Raw genomic sequence first — 21,796 nt, 5'->3', positions numbered from 1 at the left:
CGTCGTGTGCCGCGAGGACCGTTGCCGCACGGTTGATGTGACGGATTACGCAGAGCCGCCGATCCGCCGCAGCATTTCCGGCCTGACCACCACCAGGGCCTGACGGCGAGTGGTGATATATCCGCGCTCCCGTAGTTCGCGCAGAAGCCGGGTGACCGACTCACGGGACGAACCCACGGCCCCGGCGAGCTCCTGCTGAGTGAGCGGCACCTTGACGAGAACGCCCTCCGGTACCGGTTCGCCGTGGTGCTGGGCCAGCTCCAGCAGCAGGCGCGCCAGTCTCTCCTTGACACCGCAGACTGCTAGTTCCAACCGCTTGCGATCCGCGGCACGCATCCGGTCAGTGACCAGGGCCATGAGCTGACGCGTCGCGATCGGATGCTCGTCCAGGAATGCCCTGAAGCGGTCCGAGGAGATGACCACGGCTCTGATCGGCTCCAGCGTGGTCACCGAAGCGGACCGTGATGTGTCCTGCAGTGCGGCGCTTTCGCCGATGACGTCCCCCGGTCCACGCAGAGCCAACAGCGCCTCGTGTCCGCCGGGGGAGCCGTCAGTCACCTTCAGCCAGCCCTCCAGGACCAGCAGGACGTGGGAGGACGGCTCGCCCTTCATGAGCACGACCGTACGGGCCGGATAACGCAGTTCGACTCCGGCTGCGATCAACGCCGCCGAGGCCGCCTCCGGGAGCCGGGCGAGGTAAGGGACGCGGTCGTCGGTCAGAAGAGGTATGGCGGCCTCGGCCGAAGCGCGTAAGGCTCCCGGCTTCGCGCTTCCAGTGGCGCTGTCCACAGCAGTGTCCTTCCCACAACGGAACTCTTGCGCCGCCAACGCCGCCCGTCGAGCGGGCACCCATACAGTTTGCGGGAGCCTGCGGGATCGTCTGCGGCACGAGGTCCTCTCAAGTGCCCGACGATTCTGGCGCATGCCTCTGACAATGGGCAATGTTGTATGAACAACGCGTCACTGGCAGCCCATCGAGCCACGTGCAGCACTGGCACGGGCCGAGCACTAGCTGCGGGGGAATGGTCCAGGCGCAAGTCAGTGCCCTGATCGCAACCCATGTGCCCTCAATATGCCCTGGCCGTCTGACGGCCCCTCCGGGGACATGAAAAAGGCGAGGTCCGAAGACCTCGCCCGCCACCAGTGAAACCCCAGGTCAGGGCCACACCAAGCAGTACGGCTGATGCCCCGCCTCATGCAACCGATGGCTGAAGTCCTGCCACTCGTGCAGCAGTTGATACACGTTGTACGCGTCCCGCGGTCCGCCCCGGTCCGGGACCGTCGACCAGATGAAGGCCGCCGCGCCGACCTGCTCCTCGCCTATGCCACGGAGGGGGTCGACGACGGTCATGGGGAGCTTGACGACGGCGTAGTCGGGGTGGAGGACGACGAGTTCGAGCGGGGGGACCTTGTGGAGGGGGACGCCTTCTATGCCGGTGAGGACCATGGCGGCCATGGTTTCCGGCTTGATCTTGGTGAACATGCCGTTCATTCCGAGTTCGTCGCCGCCGAGTTCTTCGGGGCGCATCGAGATCGGGACCCGGGCTGCCGTCGCGCCGTCGGGCGCGCCGAAGTATTTGTACGTCACCCCCACCCGGCCACCATTCCCGCTCCCTGCCGCCAGCCGCTCGATCCTGCGGTCGGCACGCTCGGGGTCCCCTCCGGCTCTGGCCCCGGCCGCTTCCTCCGCCTCGCGTCGGTGCTTTCCCCCGCGGGCACGCCGAGGACCGAGGTCATCGGTCCCCTCGCCCAGTCCGCCACCGCGATGCATATTCTCCACCCGACTGCTTTTCCAAGGCGCGCGACCCCCGCCACGCAACCCGATCATCGTGACAGTGACCTCCCCCACGGCCGCACGCCGAAACGTGCGCTGAAACACCTGTCCGCAGGATCTTCGCGGCCTCTGAACACCATCGTTCATGTGAGCTGTCCGTACCAGGTCCCAGTTTCGCAGATGGCCGGCGGCCGCAGCCCGTTTGTCGTATCGAGCATGGGCCCGTTGGCTGTGCGATGGCTGGGATCTTCCGTACGTGGAACGGGGCGCCCGCGTTCACGACACCTCCACTCAGGTGACCACCGCGTGCCCGCGACGGCGCGTTCTCGTGCCCGCGGCGGCCGGAAGCAGCTGGCCTACCCTGAGTAGGTCACTAGCCCCCCGGAGTCGGAGACGTCGCAGGTCATGACCGAACTGCCTTATCCCTATGAAGCCCCAGCCTCGCAGTCTCTATTCGACCGTGCGGGCGTTGTCACGCCAGGTGGCGTGAACTCTCCTGTGCGCGCGTTCCGTGCCGTGGGCGGTACGCCCCGGTTCATGGTGTCCGGTAACGGTCCCTACCTCACCGACGCCGACGGGAGGGAGTATGTCGACCTCGTCTGTTCCTGGGGACCGATGATTCTCGGGCATTCTCAGCCCGATGTCATCGCCGCGATCCAGGACGCCGTCTCCCGCGGTACGTCCTTCGGTACGCCCGGCGAGGGCGAGGTCGTCCTCGCCGAGGAGATCGTCGCCCGGGTCGGGCCCGTCGAGCAGGTCCGGCTGGTCTCCAGTGGGACCGAGGCGACCATGTCGGCCATCCGTCTCGCGCGCGGGTTCACCCGGCGGGCGAAGGTGATCAAGTTCGCCGGGTGTTATCACGGTCACGTCGACTCGCTGCTCGCGGCGGCGGGGAGCGGGGTGGCGACCTTCGCGCTGCCCGACACCCCCGGCGTCACCGGGGCCCAGGCCGCCGACACCATCGTCCTCCCCTACAACGACCTCGAAGCCGTGCACGCCGCCTTCCACGCGCATCCCGGCGAGATCGCCTGCGTGATCACCGAAGCCTCGCCCGGGAACATGGGCGTCGTGCCGCCGCGGCCCGGGTTCAACCAGGGACTCAAGGACGCCTGCGCGAAGAACGGTGCCCTCTTCGTCTCCGACGAGGTCATGACCGGGTTCCGCACCAGCAAGGCCGGCTGGTACGGCATCGACGGGGTCAAGCCCGACCTCATGACCTTCGGCAAGGTCATGGGCGGTGGCTTCCCGGCCGCCGCCTTCGGTGGACGGGCCGATGTCATGGGCCACCTGGCGCCGGCCGGCCCGGTGTACCAGGCGGGCACGCTGTCCGGGAACCCGGTGGCCACCGCCGCCGGGCTCGCGCAGCTGCGACTGCTCGACGACGCCGCGTACGAGAAGATCGACGCGGTGAGCGAGCAGATCCGCACCCTCGTCACCGAAGCGCTCAGCAAGGAGGGCGTGACCCACCGGCTGCAGAACGCCTCCAACATGTTCTCCGTCTTCTTCACCGGGTGTGAGGTGCGCGACTACGAGGACGCGAAGGCGCAGGAGTCCTTCCGGTTCACCGCGTTCTTCCAGTCGATGCTGGCGCAGGGCGTGTATCTGCCGCCCTCGTCGTTCGAGTCCTGGTTCGTCTCCACCGCGCACGACGACCGGGCCATTCAGCGGATCGCCGACGCCCTTCCGGCGGCGGCACGGGCAGCAGCGGAGGCCACGGCGGCATGAGCTACGACAACGACAACGGCAACGGCACCCGCGGCGGCGGTGCCTCCGACAAGACCGACGACATCACCGTCGTACACCTGATGCGGCACGGTGAGGTCGCCAACCCGGACGGCATCCTCTACGGGCGGCTTGCCGGGTACCACCTCTCCGAGCTAGGGCGGCAGATGGCCGACCGGGTCGCCGAGCACCTCTCGTCGCGGGACGTCACGCATGTCGTCGCCTCGCCGCTGGAGCGGGCGCAGGAGACCGCGACGCCCATCGCCAAGGCGCACGGACTCGACCTGTCGACCGACGGGCGCCTCATCGAGGCCGAGAACATCTTCCAGGGCAAGACCTTCGGCGTCGGGGACGGCGCCCTGCGGCGGCCGGAGAACTGGAAGTACCTCGTCAACCCCCTCAAGCCGTCCTGGGGCGAGCCGTACGTGGATCAGGTCGTACGGATGATGGGGGCGCTGGACGCCGCCAAGGACGCGGCCCGTGGACATGAAGCGGTGTGTGTCTCGCACCAGTTGCCCATCTGGATCGTGCGCTCCTACGTGGAGCGGCGGCGGCTGTGGCACGACCCGCGCAAGCGGCAGTGCACGCTGGCGTCCCTGACGACCTTCACCTACCGCGGCGACAAGATCGTCTCCGTCGGCTACACCGAGCCCGCGCGCGACCTAGTCCCCGCCCACCTCCTCGCGGGCGCCAAGCCGGTGAAGGGGAAGGACAAGGCGTTCGGCGCGTGAGTGCTCGTACGGGGGGAGTGTCCGCTTGTCCCCGCAGGGCGTACGCCCCGTCACACAGCGTAGGGAATCCTGCCATCTGAGCGTATCTTCGTAAAAACAGCTAAATGTGCGCGAGTTTGGCGGAACCCCCGTCTTTCTCGCGCCCTCTCATGGGATGTCGGCCGGAGCCGGCCGAGAGGGCGCGAGGAGACGGGGACGGAATGCGGGACATCAGTCGCAGGGGAATGATCGGCCTGGGCGCCGGTGTCACGGCCGCGCTGGGGCTCGCGGCCTGCGGTACCGCACCGCAAGAGGGTGCGGGACAGGGGGGCGGTTCCGGGAGTGGGCGGCCGAGGGCTCCGAAGAACCCCGTGCGACCCCTCGGTGACGGGTCCACCGCCTTTACCGGCAAGCAGCCGGGGCGGCCCGCGCAGCCGGTGCCGCTCGAGGCCGGCGAGACCCCGCCGCAGTTCGTGATCTTCTCCTGGGACGGTGCGGGAGAGGTCGGGACCGGACTCTTCTCCCGCTTCCTCGATCTCGCCAAGGACCACGACGCCCACATGACGTTCTTTCTCTCCGGGCTGTATCTGCTCCCCGAGTCGAAAAAGCGCATGTACGCGCCGCCCAACAATCCCAAGGGCGCCTCCGACATCGGTTATCTCACCGACGACCACATCAGGACGACCCTGAAACTCGTCCGGCAGGCCTGGCTCGAAGGCCATGAGATCGGCACGCACTTCAACGGCCACTTCTGCGCCGGCACCGGAACCGTCGCCGACTGGACGTCCGCGCAGTGGCGCAGCGAGATCGACCAGGCGAAGTCCTTCGTCAAGGAGTGGCGGACCAACAGCGGCTGGACCGACCTGCCCGCGCTGCCCTTCGACTACGAGAGGGAACTCATCGGCGGCCGCACCCCGTGCCTGCTCGGCCAGAGCAATCTGCTGCCCACCGCCAGGCAACTCGGCTGGCGCTACGACGCCTCCTCGCCCGGCGGCGTCCAGCGCTGGCCGCGGAAGAACCAGGGCCTGTGGGATCTGCCACTGCAGGCGATGCCCTTCCCGGGGCACAGCTTCGAAGTGCTCTCGATGGACTACAACATCCTCGCCAACCAGTCGGTCAACACGACCAGGGCGCCCGCCTACAACTACCCGGCCTGGCGCACCCAGGCGACCCGGTCCTACATCGCCGGATTCAAGCGGGCATACGAGACGAACCGCGCCCCCTTCTTCATCGGCAACCACTTCGAGGAGTGGAACGGCGGCATCTATATGGACGCCGTCGAGAACGCCTTCACGCACATCGCGCGGGAGAAGGAGAAAGGCGAGGACGTACGCCTCGTCTCCTTCCGGGAGTTCGTGGACTGGCTGGACGTGCAGCGGCCCGAGGTACTGGCCGGCCTTCAGTCGCTGGACGTGGGGCAGGAGCCGGCCGGCGGCTGGAAGGCCCTCCGCGGCGATGTCGGGACACAGTCCTCCAAGGGGTCCGAAAAGGCCGCCTGAAATGCGGGTTTCCGCCCGCAAGGGGGGCGCGCAAGATCCCCGGAACGGACATGCGAAACTTTTCACATGAGTGCTGCCTGCCGCGCCGACCAGCGTTCGAACCGCACCCGCAGTCGTGCCGCCCTGCTGACCGCGGGGGCCGCTGCCGCGGCTCTCGCGCTGTCCGCGTGCAGTTCCGGGGGTACTTCGGGCGGCTCGGGCAACACCAACTTCGTCGCAGGCGAGGACGGCATCTCCACCGTCGCCAAGGGCGAGCGGAGCGCCGCGCCCGACCTCTCCGGCGAGACCGTCGACGGCAAGCAGCTCGATGTCGCCGACTACAAGGGCAAGGTCGTCGTCCTCAACGTGTGGGGCTCCTGGTGCCCGCCGTGCCGCGCCGAGGCCCCGAACTTCGTCAAGGTCGCCAAGGACACCGCGGCCCAGGGCGTGCAGTTCGTCGGCATCAACACCCGTGACCCCAGCACCGGTCCGGCCAAGGCCTTCGAGGACGAGCAGGGCATCACGTACCCCAGTCTGTACGACCCCACGGGCAAGCTGATGCTCCGCTTCAAGAAGGGCACGCTGAACCCGCAGGCGATCCCCTCCACGCTCATCATCGACCGGGACGGGAACATCGCCGCCCGCACGCTGCAGGCCCTCAGCGAGGACAAGCTGCGCGAGATGCTCGCTCCCGTCCTCGCGGAGAAGTGACCTGACGTGTCCCTTCTCGCCGCCTCCACGGATCTCGCGACGTCCGCGCACCTCGCCGCGTCCGCGCATCCCGGGGCAGCCTCCGGCCTCGGCACGACCCTCGCCGAGGGGGTGACCGGCAAGAACGAGACGGTCTACAGCGGGGCTCTGCTGCTCGCCCTGCCGATCGCCATGCTCGGCGGACTCGTCTCCTTCTTCTCGCCGTGCGTACTGCCGCTCGTGCCCGGCTATCTGTCGTACGTCACAGGGGTCGGCGGCGCGGATCTGGCGGAGGCCAGACGGGGGCGGATGGCGGCGGGCGCGGGTCTGTTCGTGCTCGGCTTCACCGCCGTGTTCGTCTCCGGCGGCGCGCTGTTCGGTTTCTTCGGCGCGACCCTCTACGAGAGCTCGGGCACGCTGTCCAAGGTGCTCGGCGTCCTCATGGTCCTCATGGGTGTCTTCTTCCTGGGGATGATGCCCTGGCTCACCCAGCGCGAATTCCGTTTCCACAAGCGGCCGGTGGCCGGTCTGGTGGGCGCTCCGGTACTCGGCGCGCTCTTCGGGATCGGCTGGACCCCGTGCATCGGCCCGACCCTCGCCTCCGTGCAGCTTCTGTCGATGGAGCAGGCGAGCGCCGGCCGGGGGGCCATACTGACCGTCGCGTACTGCGTCGGTCTCGGCGTGCCCTTCGTCCTCGCCGCGGTCGCCTTCCGCAAGGCGCTCGGCGCCTTCGGCTGGGTCAAGGCCCACTACGCGTGGGTGATGCGCATCGGCGGCGGCATGATGATCGTGACCGGCCTCCTTCTGCTGACGGGCGCGTGGGACAGCCTCGTGCAGCAGATGCAGGTCTGGTCCGAAGGCTTCACGGTAGGGATCTGATCCATGAGCACCACTGACACCGGCAAGACGGCGACGGACGGCACCGGCGAGGCCCCACAGAACACCGATGAGGCGCCGGATCCGGTGCCCGCAAGCCGGCACGTCGGTGTGAGCGCCGACGGGGAGCTCGGTGCGGCCGGATCCCAGCTGTCCACCGCCCCGGTCGACACCGTCGTCCCCGGCTCCTTCGGCGGCGTACGCAAGGCGGGCGCCGTCGGATGGCTGGCGTGGACCGGGCGCGAGATCTTCGGCTGGGCACGTTGGTTCTGGCGGCAGTTGACCTCCATGCGGGTCGCGCTGCTCCTGCTGTTCATGCTGTCGCTGGGGGCGATCCCCGGCTCGCTGATCCCGCAGTCCGGGACCGACGCGGTGAAGGTGCAGGACTTCAAGGACGCGCACAGCCTGCTCGGGTCCCTCTACGACAAGCTCGGGCTGTTCCACGTCTACAGCTCGGTGTGGTTCTCGGCGATCTACCTCCTTCTCTTCGTCTCGCTCATCGGCTGCATCGTGCCGCGCACCTGGCAGTTCGTCGGGCAGCTGCGCGGCCGTCCGCCCGGCGCGCCCAAGCGGCTGAACCGGCTGCCCGCGTACGCGACCTGGCGCACCGACGCCGAGCCGGAGCAGGTGCGCGAGCTTGCCCTCACGGTGCTGAAGAAGCGGCGCTTCCGGGCGCACCTCGCCGGGGACGCCGTCGCCGCCGAGAAGGGCTATCTGCGCGAGACCGGCAACCTGCTCTTCCACATCGCGCTGGTCGTGATGCTGGTCGCCTTCGCCTGGGGCCAGCTCTTCAAGTCCGAGGGCAACAAGCTGATCGTCGAGGGCGACGGCTTCTCCAACACGCTCCTGTCGTACGACGACTTCAAGTCCGGCAACCTCTTCTCCACCGACGACCTCACGCCGTTCAGCTTCGAACTGAAGAAGTTCACCGGCACCTACGAGGAGACCGGCCCCAACAAGGGCACCCCTCGCACCTACCAGGCGGACATCACCTACAGCGTGGGCGCCGAGGGCAAGGAGCAGAAGACCACGGTCAAGGTCAACGAGCCGCTGGAGATCGGCGACTCGAAGGTCTACCTCGTCAGCCACGGCTACGCGCCCGTCGTCACCGTCCGGGACGGCAAGGGCAAGGTCGTCTACTCCGAGCCCGTGCCGATGCTGCCGCTCGACTCGAACGTCACCTCGCAGGGCGCGATCAAGGTCATGGACGGCTACCGGAACGCGAAGGGCGAGAAGGAGCAGCTCGGCTTCGCGGCGTTCTTCGTGCCGACCTTCGCGGGCGCGGGTGCGGGCGACATGTTCTCCCAGTTCCCCGCGCTCAAGGACCCCGTGCTCGCGCTGAGCGGCTATCACGGCAGCCTGGGGGTCGACTCGGGCCTTCCGCAGAACGTGTACCAACTGGACACCTCCCAGATGAAGCAGTTCAAGGACTCGAAGGGCGAGATCCTCAAGTCGAGGCTGGCGCCCGGCGAGACCATGACGCTGCCGAACGGCGCCGGCTCGATCACCTTCGAGAAGGACATCAAGGAGTGGGCCGGCTTCCAGGTCACCCAGCAGCCCGGCAGTGACTGGGCGCTGGCCGGAGCCTTCACCGCGATCTTCGGTCTCGCCGGGTCGCTCTTCATCCAGCGCCGCCGCGTCTGGGTGCGGGCCGTCAGGGGCGCCGACGGTGTCACCCTCGTCGAGATGGCGGGCCTGGGCCGGAGCGAGTCCACGAAGCTCCCCGAGGAACTCGGCGACCTGGCCGCACTCGTGCACGACCAGGCGCCCACCAAGCCCCACGCAGACGCAGCCGCAGCCGAAGCCGAAGCCGCACACGCAGACGAAGCCGCACACGCAGACCACCCCGATCCAGACGCCGCCGAACCCCCCGTACCTGCCGCCGGAAAGGCTGAGAAGCAATGACTCTCGCCACCGCCACCACTCTGGCCACGGCCACCAACGAGCACCTCGCCAACATCAGCAACACGCTGATCTACTCCGCGATGGCCGTCTACACACTGGCCTTCTTCACCTACATCGCCGAGTGGATCTTCGGCAGCCGCAGCAAGGTCGGCCGCACGGCCGCCGCGCTGACCTCCCCGCGGAAGGCGGGGGCTCCCGCGGTCACGGTGAAGCAGGCGGGCGGCACCGCGGTCCTGGAGCGGCCCCAGGTCGTCACCCGGTCCGCGGCCGGCGCCCGTGACGTGCCCGACGGTCCGGGCGCGCACGGCGGGGACGAACAGGGCGACCTCTACGGACGTATCGCGGTGTCTCTCACCGTGGTCGCCTGGGCCGTCGAGACGGCCGGCGTCGTCGCCCGCGCTCTGTCGGTGCAGCGGGCGCCGTGGGGCAACATGTACGAGTTCAACATCACCTTCTCCACCGTCGCCGTCACGGTGTACCTGGTGATGCTCGCGCTGAAGAAGAACGTCCGCTGGCTCGGCCTTCCGCTGGTCACCACGGTCCTCCTCGATCTCGGTCTCGCCGTCACTGTCTTGTACACCGCCAGTGACCAATTGGTTCCCGCGCTCCACTCGTACTGGCTGTACATCCACGTCTCGACCGCGATCCTCTGCGGCGCCGTGTTCTACGTGGGCGCGGTCGGTGCCCTGATGTACCTCTTCAAGGACAGCTACGAGAACAAGCTGGCCACCGGGGGCAGGCCGGGCCGTTTCGCGACCTCCGTCATGGAGCGGCTGCCCGCGTCGGCCTCGCTCGACAAGTTCTCCTACCGCGTGAACGCGGCCGTCTTCCCGCTGTGGACCTTCACGATCATCGCGGGCGCGATCTGGGCGGGCGACGCCTGGGGCCGCTACTGGGGCTGGGACCCGAAGGAGACCTGGGCGTTCATCACCTGGGTCGCCTACGCCTGCTATCTGCACGCCCGCGCCACGGCCGGCTGGAAGGGCCGCAAGGCCGCGTACATCGCGCTGATCGCCTTCGCCTGCTTCCTCTTCAACTACTACGGCGTCAACATCTTCGTCACCGGCAAGCACTCGTACGCCGGCGTGTAAGCCCCTTGCGGGCGTCCAAGTCCCTTGCGGCGAAGGCCGGTTCCTGTGACATGGGTCACGGGAACCGGCCTTTGTCGTACGGACAGGTAGGTGGGTGTGGATACGAACCTGAGGCATCTGAGGAGACGCATCCGCGCGGGGGACCACGACGCCTTCGGCGAGCTCTTCGACGCGTACGCGCGTTCCGTCTACAACCACGCCTTCCGGCTCACCGGGGACTGGGTGCAGTCGCAGGACGTCGTCTCGCTGACCTTCCTGGACGCCTGGCGCCTGCGCGACAAGCTCGACGAGGAGGGTGGTTCGGTGCGGCCCTGGCTGCTCGGGATCGCCACCAACGTCACGCGCAACACGCGCCGCGCGGCCCGAAGACACGCGGCCGCCGTCGCCCGGCTGCCCCGCGACGAGGCCGTACGCGACTTCGCCGACGAGCTCGCGGGGCGCCTCGACGACGCGGCGCAACTGGACCTCGTACGGACAGCCCTTCGCCAACTGCGGCGCCCCGAGCGGGAAGTACTGGCCCTGTGTGTCTGGTCGGGGCTCGACTACGCGGCCGCGGCCGAGGCGTTGGGGGTGCCCGTCGGCACCGTACGGTCACGGCTCTCCCGCGCCAGAACAAAACTCGCGAAACATCTGAAAACCACGGAACTCCCCGCAGTACGCGGACAGATGAGAGGTGACCGCATCACCGCGGTCGGGCCCCTGAGGGAGGGAAACCAATGAACCAGCTTCCCGAGCAAGACCTTCCGCCGGGCCGTCACCAACTCCTCAAGGAGCATCTGATGACCGAGATCCGTCGCGAAGACCCGACACCGGCCCGTAGCGGCAGCAAGTGGCTGCGGCCCGCGATCGTCGCGGGGGCCGTCGCAACCGCGGCGGCCGTGACCTTTGTGCTCCTTCCGGCGGGCGGGACGGCCGCACCGGGCGCGGCCCCGGCCGCCTCCCAGAGCGCCGTGGAGCTCCTGGGCGACATCGCGCTCGCGGCCGAGCACCAGAGGGTGCCGGACGGCATCCGCGACGGCCAGTTCCTCTACGTCGAGAGCAAGGTCGGCTACTCCACACAGGGGGGCGGCAAGTCCGCCACCGTCGACCCGGTTCACCAGCGGGAAATCTGGTTGTCGGTCGACGGTACGCGCTGGGGTCTCCTGGAGGAGGACCGCCTGGTCAACCAGCACGTGAAGCTGGAACCGTCCACCCCGGGCAACCCCACCAACACCAACTACCGCAATCTTCAGACCCTGCCGACCGACCCCGACACGATGCTGGACTGGCTGTACGAGAACAGTGAAGGCCACAAGAACGAGGACCAGAGTGCCTTCGCGATCGTCGGAGACCTGGTGCGTGAATCACTGCTGCCGCCGGACGTCGCCGCGGCCCTGTTCCGGGCGGCCGCGAAGATCCCCGGAGTCGTCGTCGTTCCGGACGCTGTGGACGCCGCGGGTCGGCATGGCGTGGCCGTCGCACGGGTGGACAACGGGCAGCGCCAGGGGCTGATCTTCGATGAGAAGACGTTCGAGTACCTCGGCGAGCGGACGGTCGCGGTCGAGGATCTGGACAACGGCCTGAAGAAGGGGCAGACCATCGGGACCAGCGCCATCCTCAAGCGGGAGATCGTCGACAAGCCGGGGCAGCGCCCCTGACGGATGCGGGCGGGCAGGTTGTGAGCGGCTGCTCCTGGTCCTGGTCCTGGTCCTGGTCCTCGGCGGCTAGGCAGGCGGCAGGCACTCCTTCGACGGGGGCTTCCCCTCCGGCCAGGCGATCTCGACGAAGCGGGCCTTGCCCTCGGGGGTCAGTTCCACGATGGGGACGGCCTTGTCGTACGGGTTGCCGTGGACGTCCAGGCAGATCCAGCCGCTCGCGCCGCTCACCCGCTGGGAACCCTTCGTCAGCGTCCACTGGTTGGCGACGTCGGCGATGGGCGGGACCGTCTTTCCGTCGGCCGTGGCCTCGCGGATGCCCTGGACGGCGAGGGTCATGGCGTCGTACGCGATGATCGTCTGCCCGTCTTCGAGGGAGACGTCGCCAATGGGACCGACCGGCTTCCGCTCGCCGGCGGCGAGCAGTTCGTCGAGCACCTTCGCGTCGGCGGCGCTTCCCCCGCTCTTCGGCGCGTCCTTGGCGAGCCAGGCGTCCGGGTGGGCGAGTGCCGTGTAGCGCACGGAAATGCGGTGCGTGAGGGCCGTGCGGTCGAGGTCCTTGTCGCCGGTGAGGTAGGAGCCCTCGTCGCCGGTGAGGAGGGTGAAGCTGCGGTCCTGGCAACCGCGGTCGCCCAAGGCGTTGATGAATTGGCGCAGTTGGGTGTGCCGGCCGGCGAACAGGATGGTGTCGGTGGCGGGCGCCGTGTCGCACACGAGGTGGGTGATCTGCCGGAAGGTGTTGGCGGTGGTGCCCTCCTCGCTGCGGTCGGCGGGCGGGGTGAACGGCTGCGGCTGGTACGGCGAGCCCTCCAGCAGCCTCTCGAAGGACTGCTGGAGCGTGCGCGAGTACGGGTCGCCCGGCTTGTCGTAGACCAGGAGCGCCTTGCCGGGCGAGACGTCGGCGAAGGAGGCGAGGGCGCGGGCCTCGTCGGTGTTGGTGGGGGAGACCCGGGCGAGCCCGGGGTAAGGGTCCTTGCCGTCCTGCCCGTTGGCGAGGTCGTCGGCCGTGATGGAGGAGCCGATCACCGGGATGCCGAGCCGGGTGAGCTCCTTGACGGCCTTCTTGTTGTTCTCGGTGCTCAGGCCGACGCCGGTCACCGCGCGCAGCCGGTCGGGCCCGGTGGTCATCCCCGCCAGCTGGTCGACCGTGTGCTGCCACTGCTCGCCGGTGGTACCGGGGTTGGCGAGCACGAGCCGGATCTTCGGAGTCTGGTCGTTCGAGTCGTGGTTGGCCCGGTACTGCGCGAGATAGGCGCCCTGAAGCTCGTGCAGCGCGTCTCCAAGGTTGTCCGCGTCGGTCGCCGTGAAGGGTTCGAACAGGGCGACGGTGACCCAACTGCCGGGCTTGAGCCTCTTGTTCTCCGCGTCGATCGCCCGTACGGCCTCGGTGAACTGGGCGCGGCCCCAGTTGTACGCGCTTGCCGAGACGCCCACGCACTCGTCACTGCCCTCGGCACGCTCGACGCCGGGGGCACAGGAACGGTCCTCCTGCGCCAGTGTCGTACCGCCCCAGACGCCGAAGGCGACGAGGACGGCCGCCAGCAGCAGGGCGATGTACCGCCGGAACCTGATCTCCCAGACGTCCTCGCGCAACCACACCCACCAGCGCGCCATTTATCCGCCCCCGTCCTGAGTCATGAGTTGGCCCCGCCGTCCCGCGTCACGAGTCGGCTTCGCCGTCCTGAGTCATGAGTTGGCTCCGCCTTCGTCGTCCTCGTCGCCCGGGACACGGAAGGGCCGGCCCGCGAGCGCGTCCGCCGGCCAGTCCCTGGAGGCCCGCCACAGCAGGGCGTTGCCCGCGGGCCGCAGATTCGACAGCTGCTCCAACTCGAACCGCAGCCGCTCGGTCACCTTCGGGTCCGGCAGCACCAGCGGGTCGGTCAACTGCCAGACGGCGTGCAGGAGTCGGCGTACCCGCAGATGCAGTACGGCGTCCACGTCGTCCGGCGGGGACTGCGCGGCGTCCGTGCGGCCGAGCGCGACGGCTGCCCGGTTGTCGTGGCCGTCGAAGTCGTGGCCGTCCGGATCGTGTGCGTGGTAGTAGGGCGCGGAGGCGATGAACACCAGCGCCGACAGCCAGCCGCGCGTGTCGACGCGGTGGAAGGTGTCGCGAAGGTAGGCGACCGCGAAGTCCGGTTTCCCCAGGGCGAGTTCGTGGTGCAGCCGGTACTGGGCGCGGCCGGGGTTGTCGCCGCTTCCGGGTACGTCCGTGTAGTGGTCGATGAGGGTGCGGTGCGCGGCCCGCCACTGCTCGTGGCCGGGGTCGCGGTGGTGCAGGCGCAACAGCAGCAGGGCGCGCAGGAACGGGTCGCCGACGAACTGGTCCGCCGCCACCGGCCAGCCCTCCCCGGCGAGCCGCGCCTCCAGGCCCAGCACGCCCGACACGCCGAAGTCGTCCGGAAGTTGGGCCTGAGCCAGTGCGCGCGCCGAGTCGGGGTCGTGGGCGGCGGCGAGCACGGTCAGCTCGTCCAGGCTGTCGCCGGGCACCAGCCTGTCCAGGAGCTCCTGGTAGGCGGCCCGTCCGTCGCGGTCGTCCAACAGGGCGACCTCGGTGGTGAGCAGCGCGCCCAGGGTGGCGGCCTCCGGAAGGTTCTGGTGGGCGGACTCGGCGAGCAGGGCGATGCCGAGCGGATTGCCGCCGGTCAACCGGTGCGTGGCGTGCGGAAGTTGGGGCGGGACCGGGACGTCGAGGCAGGTGGCGCCCACGATGTGCAGGGTGTCGTCCGGGGTCAGCGGCGGCAGCGACACGAGCAGCGCGCGCGAGGAGGGCGAGGTGTCCGGCGTCCAGTCGCTGCGCCGGGCGACGTCGGGCAGGGTGCGGCGGACGGCGTTGCGGAGCGCCGGATGACTGTATCCCCGTAGCGAGGCGAAGAAGACGACCTGGTCGGCGATGCCGTCGGCGCGGTCCCGCAGCACCGACTCCATGAGGCCCAGGCCCGCGGGTGCCTGCACGTTGTCGACGAGCACGACGGGGCGGCCGAGCCGATGCGAGCGCTGCAAGGCCCCCGTGTACGCGTCGTCGAGGTCCGCCAGCAGGGCTCGTACGAGATAACGCTCCGCGTGGGTACGGGAGTTGCCGCCCGCTCGGAAATGCCGGGAGAGGAGAATCAGCCCCAGCTTCGGGTTGCCGCCCGCGTTCGGGTAGTCGCGGTACCAGGCCGCCGCCCTGCGCAGCCGGTGGTGGGTGGGGGAGACGCCCTCCGAGAACGCCTCCAGGGTCGCTTCGATGATCGGCTCAAGCACCGGTCCCGTACCGGACATGGAGGCGATCAGCTTGGCGACGACCTTGTTCACCCAGCGGTTCGCGAAGCCGGAGAGCCAGGAACCGGACTCGTTCAGGAGCAGGATCCGTTCCGCCTCCTGCCGGATGCGCGGCAGGTCACGGTCGCTCCAGCCGCTCGCCGCGACGGCCAGCAGCCCGGCCGCGAGCCGCGGGAAACTGATCCGCTTGGCCCCCGTCACCGGCTCCGCGAGCTGCTCGGCGATCGTGGTGAGCGCCTGCGCGAGGGGCGACCAGGACTCGGCGGGACGCTCCTGCGGCGGCCCCGCGAACTGCGCCTCCTCGCCGTCGATCAGCGCGACCGGCGTATGCCCCTTGCACGCGTTGCGCAGCTCGGCGAGCAGCGCGCTCTTGCCGAGGCCACGACCGCCCGCGAACACCACGAAGGGCAGTTCCTTCGGGTGTTCCTGCGGCGTCGAGCGGTGCTGGTACGGACGCAGGCCGACGAGCCGTGGAGCGAGACCGGGCGGATCGCTGTCGAACAGCGCCCCTCGGCCGTGCAGCCCTCTGTGCACCGCAACTCCCCCCGGGGCGGTCCGATCCGATGTGCTGCTGTGAGGTGTATCAACACCAGTGTAAAAAGGGGGACTTGGTTCGGGATAGGGCGCCTGGTGACCGTTGGGTTACGAAAGTTCGCTGTCTGTCAGTGGACTGTGATCGAGTCGAGCTTCTCCCGCAGGTAGACATGAGAGTCCACGGGCGGGTACGCGACCCGGCCCACCGGCGCCGGTACGGACTCCACGAGCGTCCCCGGTGTGCACTCGCCGAAGTAGACCAGCGACATCAGCTCCTCGGCGGGCACGTCGGCCGGCGGAGGCAGCACCCGGTGCCGGCCCGAGCGCCACCTGTCGCCCGTCCAACGGGCCATCAGATCCCCGATGTTGATGGTGAACGCCGCCGGATCGAAGGGCGCGTCCTCCCAGCCGCCCTCGTCCGTGAAGACCTGGAGCCCGCCCTTGCCGGCCTGCCGGTCGAGGATCGTGACGGTCCCGAAGTCGGTGTGCGGGCCGATGCGGAACTGGTTCTCCTGCGGCTCGCCGATGATCTCCGTACCCGGATACCAGTTGATGTTGAAGCCGTACGTCGGGTGGTCCATGTGCTGCGTGAAGAAGTCCGGCTCCAGACCGAGGGCCTCGCCGAGCAGCGCGAGCAGATGGTTCTCCAGCTCGCCCATCCGCGTCAGGTACTCCTCGCACAGCTTCTGCAGCTCCGGCGCCTCGGCGGGCCAGACGTTCGGCGCGTACCACTCCGCGTTGGTCTCCGGGTCCTCGAACGCCTCGTGCGTCGCGAAGGTCAGCGACTCCTTGAGGTCCGGCGGGGTCTGCGTACCCTCCGAGTACCCGTTCGCCTCGGCCCCCGGACCGAGCCAGCCACGGCCGCCGACCCGGGCGGTGTACGGCTCCTTCGCCGCGGCGGGCAGGACGAAGAAGCGGCGGGCCGCCTCACGGATGTCGCTGCGCAGCGACGGGGCCACGCCGTGTCCCGTGACGAGCAGGAAACCGGCGGTCCGGAGGGCCTGGTCGACGGTGCGGGCGATGTCGGCGCGGGCGTCCGGGTCGCCGGAGAGCCAGGGGCGCAGGTCGATGGTGGGGATGCGGGGGGTGGTGGGGGCTCCGGGGTGGGCCTCGGGAGTGGGGGCTTCAGTCACCAATGTCCTCGTTCCAAAGGGCGGGGTGGTTCTTGATGAAGTCGCGCATCAGGGCGGTGCACTCAGGGTCGTCGAGGACCACGATCTCAACGCCGTTTTCGGCGAGCCAGTCGTGTCCACCGTGGAATGTGGCGGCCTCGCCGACCACCACCCGTGAGATGCCGAACTGCCTGACCAGACCGCTGCAGTACCAGCAGGGGGAGAGGGTGGTCACCATCGTCGTACCGCGGTACGAGCGCTGCCGTCCCGCGTCCCGGAAGGCCGCCGTCTCCGCGTGCATCGACGGGTCGCCGTCCTGGACGCGGCGGTTGTGGCCGCGGCCGAGGAGGGTGCCGTCCGGGCCGTACAGCGCGGCCCCGATGGGGACACCGCCCTCGGCGAGCCCGGCGCGGGCCTCGGCGAGAGCGGTGGCCAGCCAGGCGCGGGCCTGGGCGTGGGCCATGGGCTGATCGGGGTCCATGGGTGGATGCATGCCTCCACTGTCCGGTGGCGCAAACCCCGGGGCAACGTCTGGGCCCCTCGGCCAGGTCAGCAGCCGCGGCCGCCCGCCCGTACTGCGTTCTCACTGTTTCTGACCGGTCGACGATCAAGGTGAAGGTGAGGGGGCACGACGCAACCCTGGAGAGACTCCGCGTCGACCGGCAGTTCTAAGAGGCCGGAGTCAAAAGCCCCGACCCTCTCCACCTCGCGGAGGTCTTCGGGCTCGACGAGAAGACCGCGATGCGCTCCGAGGACTTCGCACGTGCCCTGCTGGAGCACGCCGCCGAGTGGCCATCGCAGTGAAACCCGCTCGACCTGGTTACCTCCGTGAAGCGATCCTTGGGCATGGAGTTCCTCTGTTACCACCGCGACCGGCCCGACTCCCTGCCGCTGCGCGACGAGCTGCTGGAAGAGCATTGGTCCTATATGGACCGGTACGCGAAGGAGTTGATCGCCCGGGGCCCGACTCTCGCCGACGACGGCGACACACCCACCGGCAGTGTGCACATCCTCGACCTGCCCGACCCCGTCGCCGCCCGCGCGTTCGCCTTCGAGGAGCCCGGCTACCAGGCCGGCGTCTACCGGGACGTGCTGCTGCGGCGGTGGCGCAACACGCTCGGGCGCACCATGTGGGACTTCCCCGGCGGCCGGACCGGTGGCAGCCGGTACCTGGTGCTCGGCCTCGGCATGGGGCAGGCCGCCGACCTCGCGGTGCCGCCCGACCGGGAGGAGTTGATCGCCTACGGGCCGCTGCTGTCCGACAACGGTGCCACCTGGCTGGGCACGGCGGCGTTGCTCCGGGCGCCGGACCCAGACACGGCACGCGCCATCCTGACCCCGGACTGGTACGCCGACATCGAGGTACACAACTGGCAGTTCGGCGGGCGGCCGTCATGACCCGAGGGCGTCCAGGCCGACGGCACCGCCGAAGCCCTTCGGCTCGCTCAGCATCCCGACAAGGGCATCGCCTACGTGCCCTTCTCCCCGCTCGGCGGCTTCACCCCGCTGCAGTCCACGGCGCTTTCCGCCGTGGCTACCTGGCTGGATGCGACGCCGATGTCGGTCGCCCTGGCCTGGCTGCGTCGGCGGTCACCGAACATCCTGCTCATTCCCGGTACCTCGTCGGTGGCGCACCTGAGCGAGAACGTCGTCGGCGCGGGACTCTCGCTCTCCGACGAGGAACTCGCCGAGTTGGACAAGATCGGCTACTAGGGGAGACGAGGGCTTGGCGCACGATCTGGCATGGATGTTCCTCAACTCCTGATGAGCGTGCTGGTCGGATGAGCGTGTGCAGGTCGGACAGGCGGGGTCTCAGCCCTCAGTGCCGGCCGCCCCCACCCGCAACAGCAACTTCCCCGTACTGGTCCGCGCCCCCATCAGCCGATGAGCCTCCCAGGCCTCCGCGAGGCCGAACTCCGCGGTCACCGGCAGGACCACCGCCCCCTCGGCTACCGTCCGAAACGCCCGCCCGGCGATCTCGCGCAGCTCGCCGGGCGCCGTTGCGGCCAGGCTGAGGATGGAGAACCCGGCGACGGAGAGACCCGTGGGGTACAACTCCGGCTGACCCACCCGCCAGGGCTCGGCCGAGCTCGCGTTGCCGAAGGAGACGAGGCGTCCGAAGGGGGCCAGGGAGGCGAGGCTGCCGCGCAGGGTCTCGCCGCCGACCGGGTCCAGGGCCAGGTCGACCCCGCGGCCGTCCGTCGCGCCGCGCACCTCGTCCGTGAAGGTCCCGACGAAGACCTCGTCGTAGCCGTGGTCGAGGGCGTACTTCGCCTTGGCGGCGCCCGACACGACCCCGTACACGGCCCCGGCACCGGCGGCCTTCGCCAACTGACCCGCCACCGTGCCGACTCCACCGGCCGCCCCCTGCACGAGGACCGTCTCACCGGTCTTGAGACGTCCCACGGTGTGGATCAGCGCGTACGCCGTCGGCAGCACCGTCGGGAGTGTGGCGCCGGTGCGCAGATCGATGCCGTCCGGGAGCGGGAACACGGTCAACGCGTCCGCCACGGCCACCTCGGCGTACGCGCCTCCCGCGGTCAGAGCGGCGACCTCCTGGCCAGGGCGCAGTCCCTCGACGCCGGTGCCGATCGCCCGTACCCGGCCCGAGACCTCAAGTCCCGGACGGAAAGGGAGACTTGGGACCCGGTAACCGTCCGAGCGTGCCTTCAGGTCCGCGAAGTTCACACCGGCGTAGGCGACGTCGATGCTCACCTGGCCCGGACCCGGTTCCGGTACCTCCGCCTCGACGACCTCCAGGACCTCGGGACCGCCGTACCCCCTGAGTTCGACCGCACGCATGGCACACCCCTCGTAAGCACTCGACAGCAACCCGACAGATACCGACTGTTCAACGAAAGTCGAACACTCCAGAGTGTATGGTTTTCATCGAACACTCGGCAAGGCGGCACGGCAGCAGGGCTGCAAGGTCGCAGTGTGGAATGGCGGCAGGCCGAGGAGGGGAGGCGGACATGGCGGATCGCACCAATCACCCTGCGACTACCAATCACTCTGCGACTACCGGCCACCCTGCGACTACCGGTCAGCGGGCGGCCACCAGCCATCGAGCGGCCCCCGAGCACACCCACCCCGACGAGGTCCCGGTGCAGACCGCCCTCGCCGCCCTCGCGGATCCGGTACGCCTCACGCTCGTACGGGAACTGGCCGGATCCCCCGTCTGGACCCGCAGTTGCGGCAGCTTCGACGTGCCCGTCGGCAAGGCGGCCCTCAGCCACCACTTCACGGTCCTGCGCGGCGCGGGCCTCGTCGAGCAGCGCGACGAGGGCCCCAAGCGCGTCAACCGCCTCCGCCGCGAGGAGTTCGACACCCGCTTCCCGGGACTCCTCGCGCTCGTGCTGCGTGAGACGTAGGCCGCTCGTGCCGCCTGAGACGTAGGCCACTCGTGCTGCGCGAGATCCGGGCGCTCAACAGCCGTCCGCCGGCTCCATGACCGCGTAGTCCGCGAAGTTGCGGCGGTACCTGGAGTGCCGGGTCTGCTGGGTGTGTCTGCGCTGCCACTCCTCGACCTCCGCCGGGCCCCGGCAGGGGCCGGACGCGGCGCCGCAGTCGGCCTCGTCGCCCGAGACGCACCGTGCCTCGTACTCGGGTTCCGCTGTCGCGTCCTGCACGATCGAGTACGGCACGTAGCGGAAGATCCGACGGTGGCTGCTGCCTGGCACCTCGTGGCCTGTCCGTAGATGACGGCGCAGCAGCACGTTGGCGTCGGTCTCCTCGGTGCCGTCGCAGCGGGCGCGGGCTTCGTCACGCCGTACGGCGAGGTCCTCGCACGTCGCGCAACCGGCGAGGGGCTCGGGCGGGCGGCTCACGTCATCGCCCTGGAGCGACGCCACCCCACCCGCCCGCCCGGAACGGCTGTTGGCGGCCCGCACTCCCGCGCTGAGCCGTTCCTCCGCCGTGGCCCGACGGATCAACGCCGGGTCGGCCTGCCACTCCCGGCCGCCGCCGACGGGGCGCAGCATCGCGTACCGGCCTGCCGCGTCCCGGTACTCGCCGACCTTGTCCGTCCGCGGGTCGTAGACCAACGTCCCCTTCTCCCACTGCTCCGCCATGCTCACTCCGTACGTTCGTCATCACTCTGGGTGTATCGAGCGTGGCTCAGGGGAACGGTCGGTATCAATGGCGGACGCGTGACAGTGGTCCACTGTCACGGAGGGGGTGCGGTGAGCCGACGTAATGCCGACGGGGGAGCGGCCGTCACGACCGCCGCCGTGTTCGGGGAGGTGTTGAAGCACTACCGCGAGGCGCATGTCCTGACGCAGGAGGATCTCGCGCGCCGGATCCCGTGCGACCGCTCTCAGGTGGCCCGCGTGGAGGCGGGGGCGCGGGTACCCCAGGACACCTTCGCGAAGACCTGCGACGAACTGCTCGATACCGGCGGGGTGTTGCTGCGGCTGTGGAGCAGGATCGACTGGTATCCGCAGGTGGAGCATCCGGACTGGTTCCGGCGGCGGGCCGAGATGGACGCGGTGGCGGTGGCTCTGCGGGAGTATCAAGAGCGGGTTGTCCCGGGCCTGTTGCAGACAGAGGACTACGCGCGAGCGCTGTTCGGTCGCCGACTGTCCAACCCCGAAGAGGTGGAGGAGCGGGTCCGGGCCCGACTGAGCCGACAGCAGCGATTCCTGGAGCCTGACGGCCCGTTCTACGCTGCCGTGCTGGACGAGAGCTGTTTGCGTAACGCGGTGGGGAGCCCGGCTGTCATGCGTGACCAGTGTGCGCATCTGCTGCGTGTCGCCCGGCACGCCAATATCCACATCCAGCTCACCCCGGCCGACCTCTTCGGGCTCGACCGCCCCAGCGGCTCCATCTCGTTGATCACGCTGCCGGACGGGCATCAGTGGGTCTACTCGGAAGCGCTGGACCGCGGCCATTTCAACGACGATCCGGCCGTCTACGCTCGCCACAGCCATACCTATGATGTGCTCAGGGCGGACGGTCCGTCAGCCTACGAGTCCGCCGCTCTGATCAGCGACGTGATGGAGGGGTACGAG

General features: G+C 69.4%; 20 protein-coding genes and 1 pseudogene. 13 read left to right on the top strand and 8 right to left on the bottom strand.

Annotated features, from left to right (window positions below):
- Positions 1-45: 45 nt before the first annotated feature.
- Positions 46-789, bottom strand: coding sequence for a Crp/Fnr family transcriptional regulator (locus tag ACFWP7_RS02125; protein ID WP_384374526.1), 744 nt, complete (start codon positions 787-789; stop codon positions 46-48).
- Between the two features lie 367 nt (positions 790-1,156).
- Positions 1,157-1,771: a hypothetical protein gene (locus ACFWP7_RS02120; protein ID WP_384374837.1), complete on the bottom strand. Its 615-nt coding sequence runs from the start codon at positions 1,769-1,771 to the stop codon at positions 1,157-1,159.
- A gap of 408 nt (positions 1,772-2,179) precedes the next feature.
- Between ACFWP7_RS02120 and hemL the strand changes: the two genes are divergently transcribed.
- The 9 genes from hemL to ACFWP7_RS02075 all read left to right on the top strand — a co-directional run bounded on the left by hemL (position 2,180) and on the right by ACFWP7_RS02075 (position 11,883).
- On the top strand, positions 2,180-3,499 hold the full coding sequence (gene hemL, locus ACFWP7_RS02115) for a glutamate-1-semialdehyde 2,1-aminomutase (protein WP_384374523.1): 1,320 nt from the start codon (positions 2,180-2,182) through the stop codon (positions 3,497-3,499).
- A gap of 80 nt (positions 3,500-3,579) precedes the next feature.
- Positions 3,580-4,227 carry a histidine phosphatase family protein gene (locus ACFWP7_RS02110; protein WP_384374835.1) on the top strand — a complete coding sequence of 216 codons (648 nt, stop codon included), beginning with the start codon at positions 3,580-3,582 and terminating at the stop codon, positions 4,225-4,227.
- A 200-nt stretch (positions 4,228-4,427) separates the two neighbouring features.
- Positions 4,428-5,705, top strand: coding sequence for a hypothetical protein (locus tag ACFWP7_RS02105; protein ID WP_384374520.1), 1,278 nt, complete (start codon positions 4,428-4,430; stop codon positions 5,703-5,705).
- A 66-nt stretch (positions 5,706-5,771) separates the two neighbouring features.
- The gene (locus ACFWP7_RS02100) at positions 5,772-6,395 is read left to right on the top strand and encodes a TlpA family protein disulfide reductase (RefSeq protein WP_384374517.1); all 624 of its coding nucleotides are present in this window, start codon (positions 5,772-5,774) and stop codon (positions 6,393-6,395) included.
- A gap of 171 nt (positions 6,396-6,566) precedes the next feature.
- Positions 6,567-7,253: a cytochrome c biogenesis CcdA family protein gene (locus ACFWP7_RS02095; RefSeq protein WP_384374832.1), complete on the top strand. Its 687-nt coding sequence runs from the start codon at positions 6,567-6,569 to the stop codon at positions 7,251-7,253.
- Positions 7,254-7,256: 3 nt separating this feature from the next.
- Positions 7,257-9,155, top strand: a complete 1,899-nt coding sequence (locus ACFWP7_RS02090; RefSeq protein WP_384374514.1) for a cytochrome c biogenesis protein ResB — start codon at positions 7,257-7,259, stop codon at positions 9,153-9,155.
- Positions 9,152-10,246: a c-type cytochrome biogenesis protein CcsB gene (gene ccsB / locus ACFWP7_RS02085; RefSeq protein ID WP_384374511.1), complete on the top strand. Its 1,095-nt coding sequence runs from the start codon at positions 9,152-9,154 to the stop codon at positions 10,244-10,246. The genes ACFWP7_RS02090 and ccsB overlap by 4 nt, the downstream gene beginning before the upstream one ends.
- A 117-nt stretch (positions 10,247-10,363) precedes the next feature.
- On the top strand, positions 10,364-10,966 hold the full coding sequence (locus ACFWP7_RS02080; RefSeq protein WP_384374829.1) for an RNA polymerase sigma factor: 603 nt from the start codon (positions 10,364-10,366) through the stop codon (positions 10,964-10,966).
- The gene (locus ACFWP7_RS02075; RefSeq protein ID WP_384374508.1) at positions 10,963-11,883 is read left to right on the top strand and encodes a CU044_5270 family protein; all 921 of its coding nucleotides are present in this window, start codon (positions 10,963-10,965) and stop codon (positions 11,881-11,883) included. The genes ACFWP7_RS02080 and ACFWP7_RS02075 overlap by 4 nt, the downstream gene beginning before the upstream one ends.
- A 66-nt stretch (positions 11,884-11,949) precedes the next feature.
- Here ACFWP7_RS02075 and ACFWP7_RS02070 read toward each other — a convergent pair whose 3' ends face one another.
- The 4 genes from ACFWP7_RS02070 to ACFWP7_RS02055 form a co-directional block, all read right to left on the bottom strand.
- Positions 11,950-13,494 (bottom strand): hypothetical protein, encoded by a 1,545-nt coding sequence (locus tag ACFWP7_RS02070; protein WP_384374505.1) that lies wholly within the window; start codon positions 13,492-13,494, stop codon positions 11,950-11,952.
- A gap of 72 nt (positions 13,495-13,566) precedes the next feature.
- On the bottom strand, positions 13,567-15,675 hold the full coding sequence (locus ACFWP7_RS02065) for a hypothetical protein (protein WP_384374502.1): 2,109 nt from the start codon (positions 15,673-15,675) through the stop codon (positions 13,567-13,569).
- Between the two features lie 128 nt (positions 15,676-15,803).
- A complete protein-coding gene (locus ACFWP7_RS02060; protein WP_384374499.1) occupies positions 15,804-16,808 on the bottom strand; it encodes an isopenicillin N synthase family dioxygenase in 1,005 nt (334 codons plus the stop codon).
- Complete coding sequence (locus tag ACFWP7_RS02055) at positions 16,801-17,250, bottom strand: nucleoside deaminase (RefSeq protein ID WP_384374826.1); 450 nt, start codon at positions 17,248-17,250, stop codon at positions 16,801-16,803. Before ACFWP7_RS02055 ends, ACFWP7_RS02060 begins: the two co-directional genes overlap by 8 nt.
- 383 nt (positions 17,251-17,633) lie before the next feature.
- Here ACFWP7_RS02055 and ACFWP7_RS02050 point away from each other — a divergent pair, with 383 nt between their 5' ends.
- Together ACFWP7_RS02050 and ACFWP7_RS02045 are read left to right on the top strand one after the other, a co-directional pair.
- Positions 17,634-18,185, top strand: a complete 552-nt coding sequence (locus tag ACFWP7_RS02050) for a YciI family protein (protein WP_384374823.1) — start codon at positions 17,634-17,636, stop codon at positions 18,183-18,185.
- Between the two features lie 60 nt (positions 18,186-18,245).
- Positions 18,246-18,500 (top strand): annotated as a pseudogene (locus ACFWP7_RS02045) (aldo/keto reductase); the annotation flags it as partial.
- A gap of 99 nt (positions 18,501-18,599) precedes the next feature.
- Here the strand turns inward: ACFWP7_RS02045 and ACFWP7_RS02040 are convergent.
- Positions 18,600-19,589 (bottom strand): zinc-binding alcohol dehydrogenase family protein, encoded by a 990-nt coding sequence (locus ACFWP7_RS02040; RefSeq protein WP_384374496.1) that lies wholly within the window; start codon positions 19,587-19,589, stop codon positions 18,600-18,602.
- 302 nt (positions 19,590-19,891) lie between these two features.
- Here ACFWP7_RS02040 and ACFWP7_RS02035 point away from each other — a divergent pair, with 302 nt between their 5' ends.
- On the top strand, positions 19,892-20,158 hold the full coding sequence (locus ACFWP7_RS02035; protein WP_384374493.1) for an ArsR/SmtB family transcription factor: 267 nt from the start codon (positions 19,892-19,894) through the stop codon (positions 20,156-20,158).
- A 54-nt stretch (positions 20,159-20,212) separates the two neighbouring features.
- Here ACFWP7_RS02035 and ACFWP7_RS02030 read toward each other — a convergent pair whose 3' ends face one another.
- Positions 20,213-20,857 (bottom strand): hypothetical protein, encoded by a 645-nt coding sequence (locus ACFWP7_RS02030; protein ID WP_384374490.1) that lies wholly within the window; start codon positions 20,855-20,857, stop codon positions 20,213-20,215.
- Positions 20,858-20,968: 111 nt separating this feature from the next.
- Here ACFWP7_RS02030 and ACFWP7_RS02025 point away from each other — a divergent pair.
- On the top strand, positions 20,969-21,796 hold an 828-nt coding region (locus tag ACFWP7_RS02025; RefSeq protein WP_384374487.1), incomplete at its 3' end, for a Scr1 family TA system antitoxin-like transcriptional regulator.

Origin of the sequence: Streptomyces sp. NPDC058470 (genome assembly GCF_042721055.1) — a bacterium.
Lineage (GTDB): Bacteria > Actinomycetota > Actinomycetes > Streptomycetales > Streptomycetaceae > Streptomyces.
The sequence above is the reverse complement of the archived record's forward strand: the minus strand, read 5'-3'. Positions and strand labels throughout refer to the sequence as shown.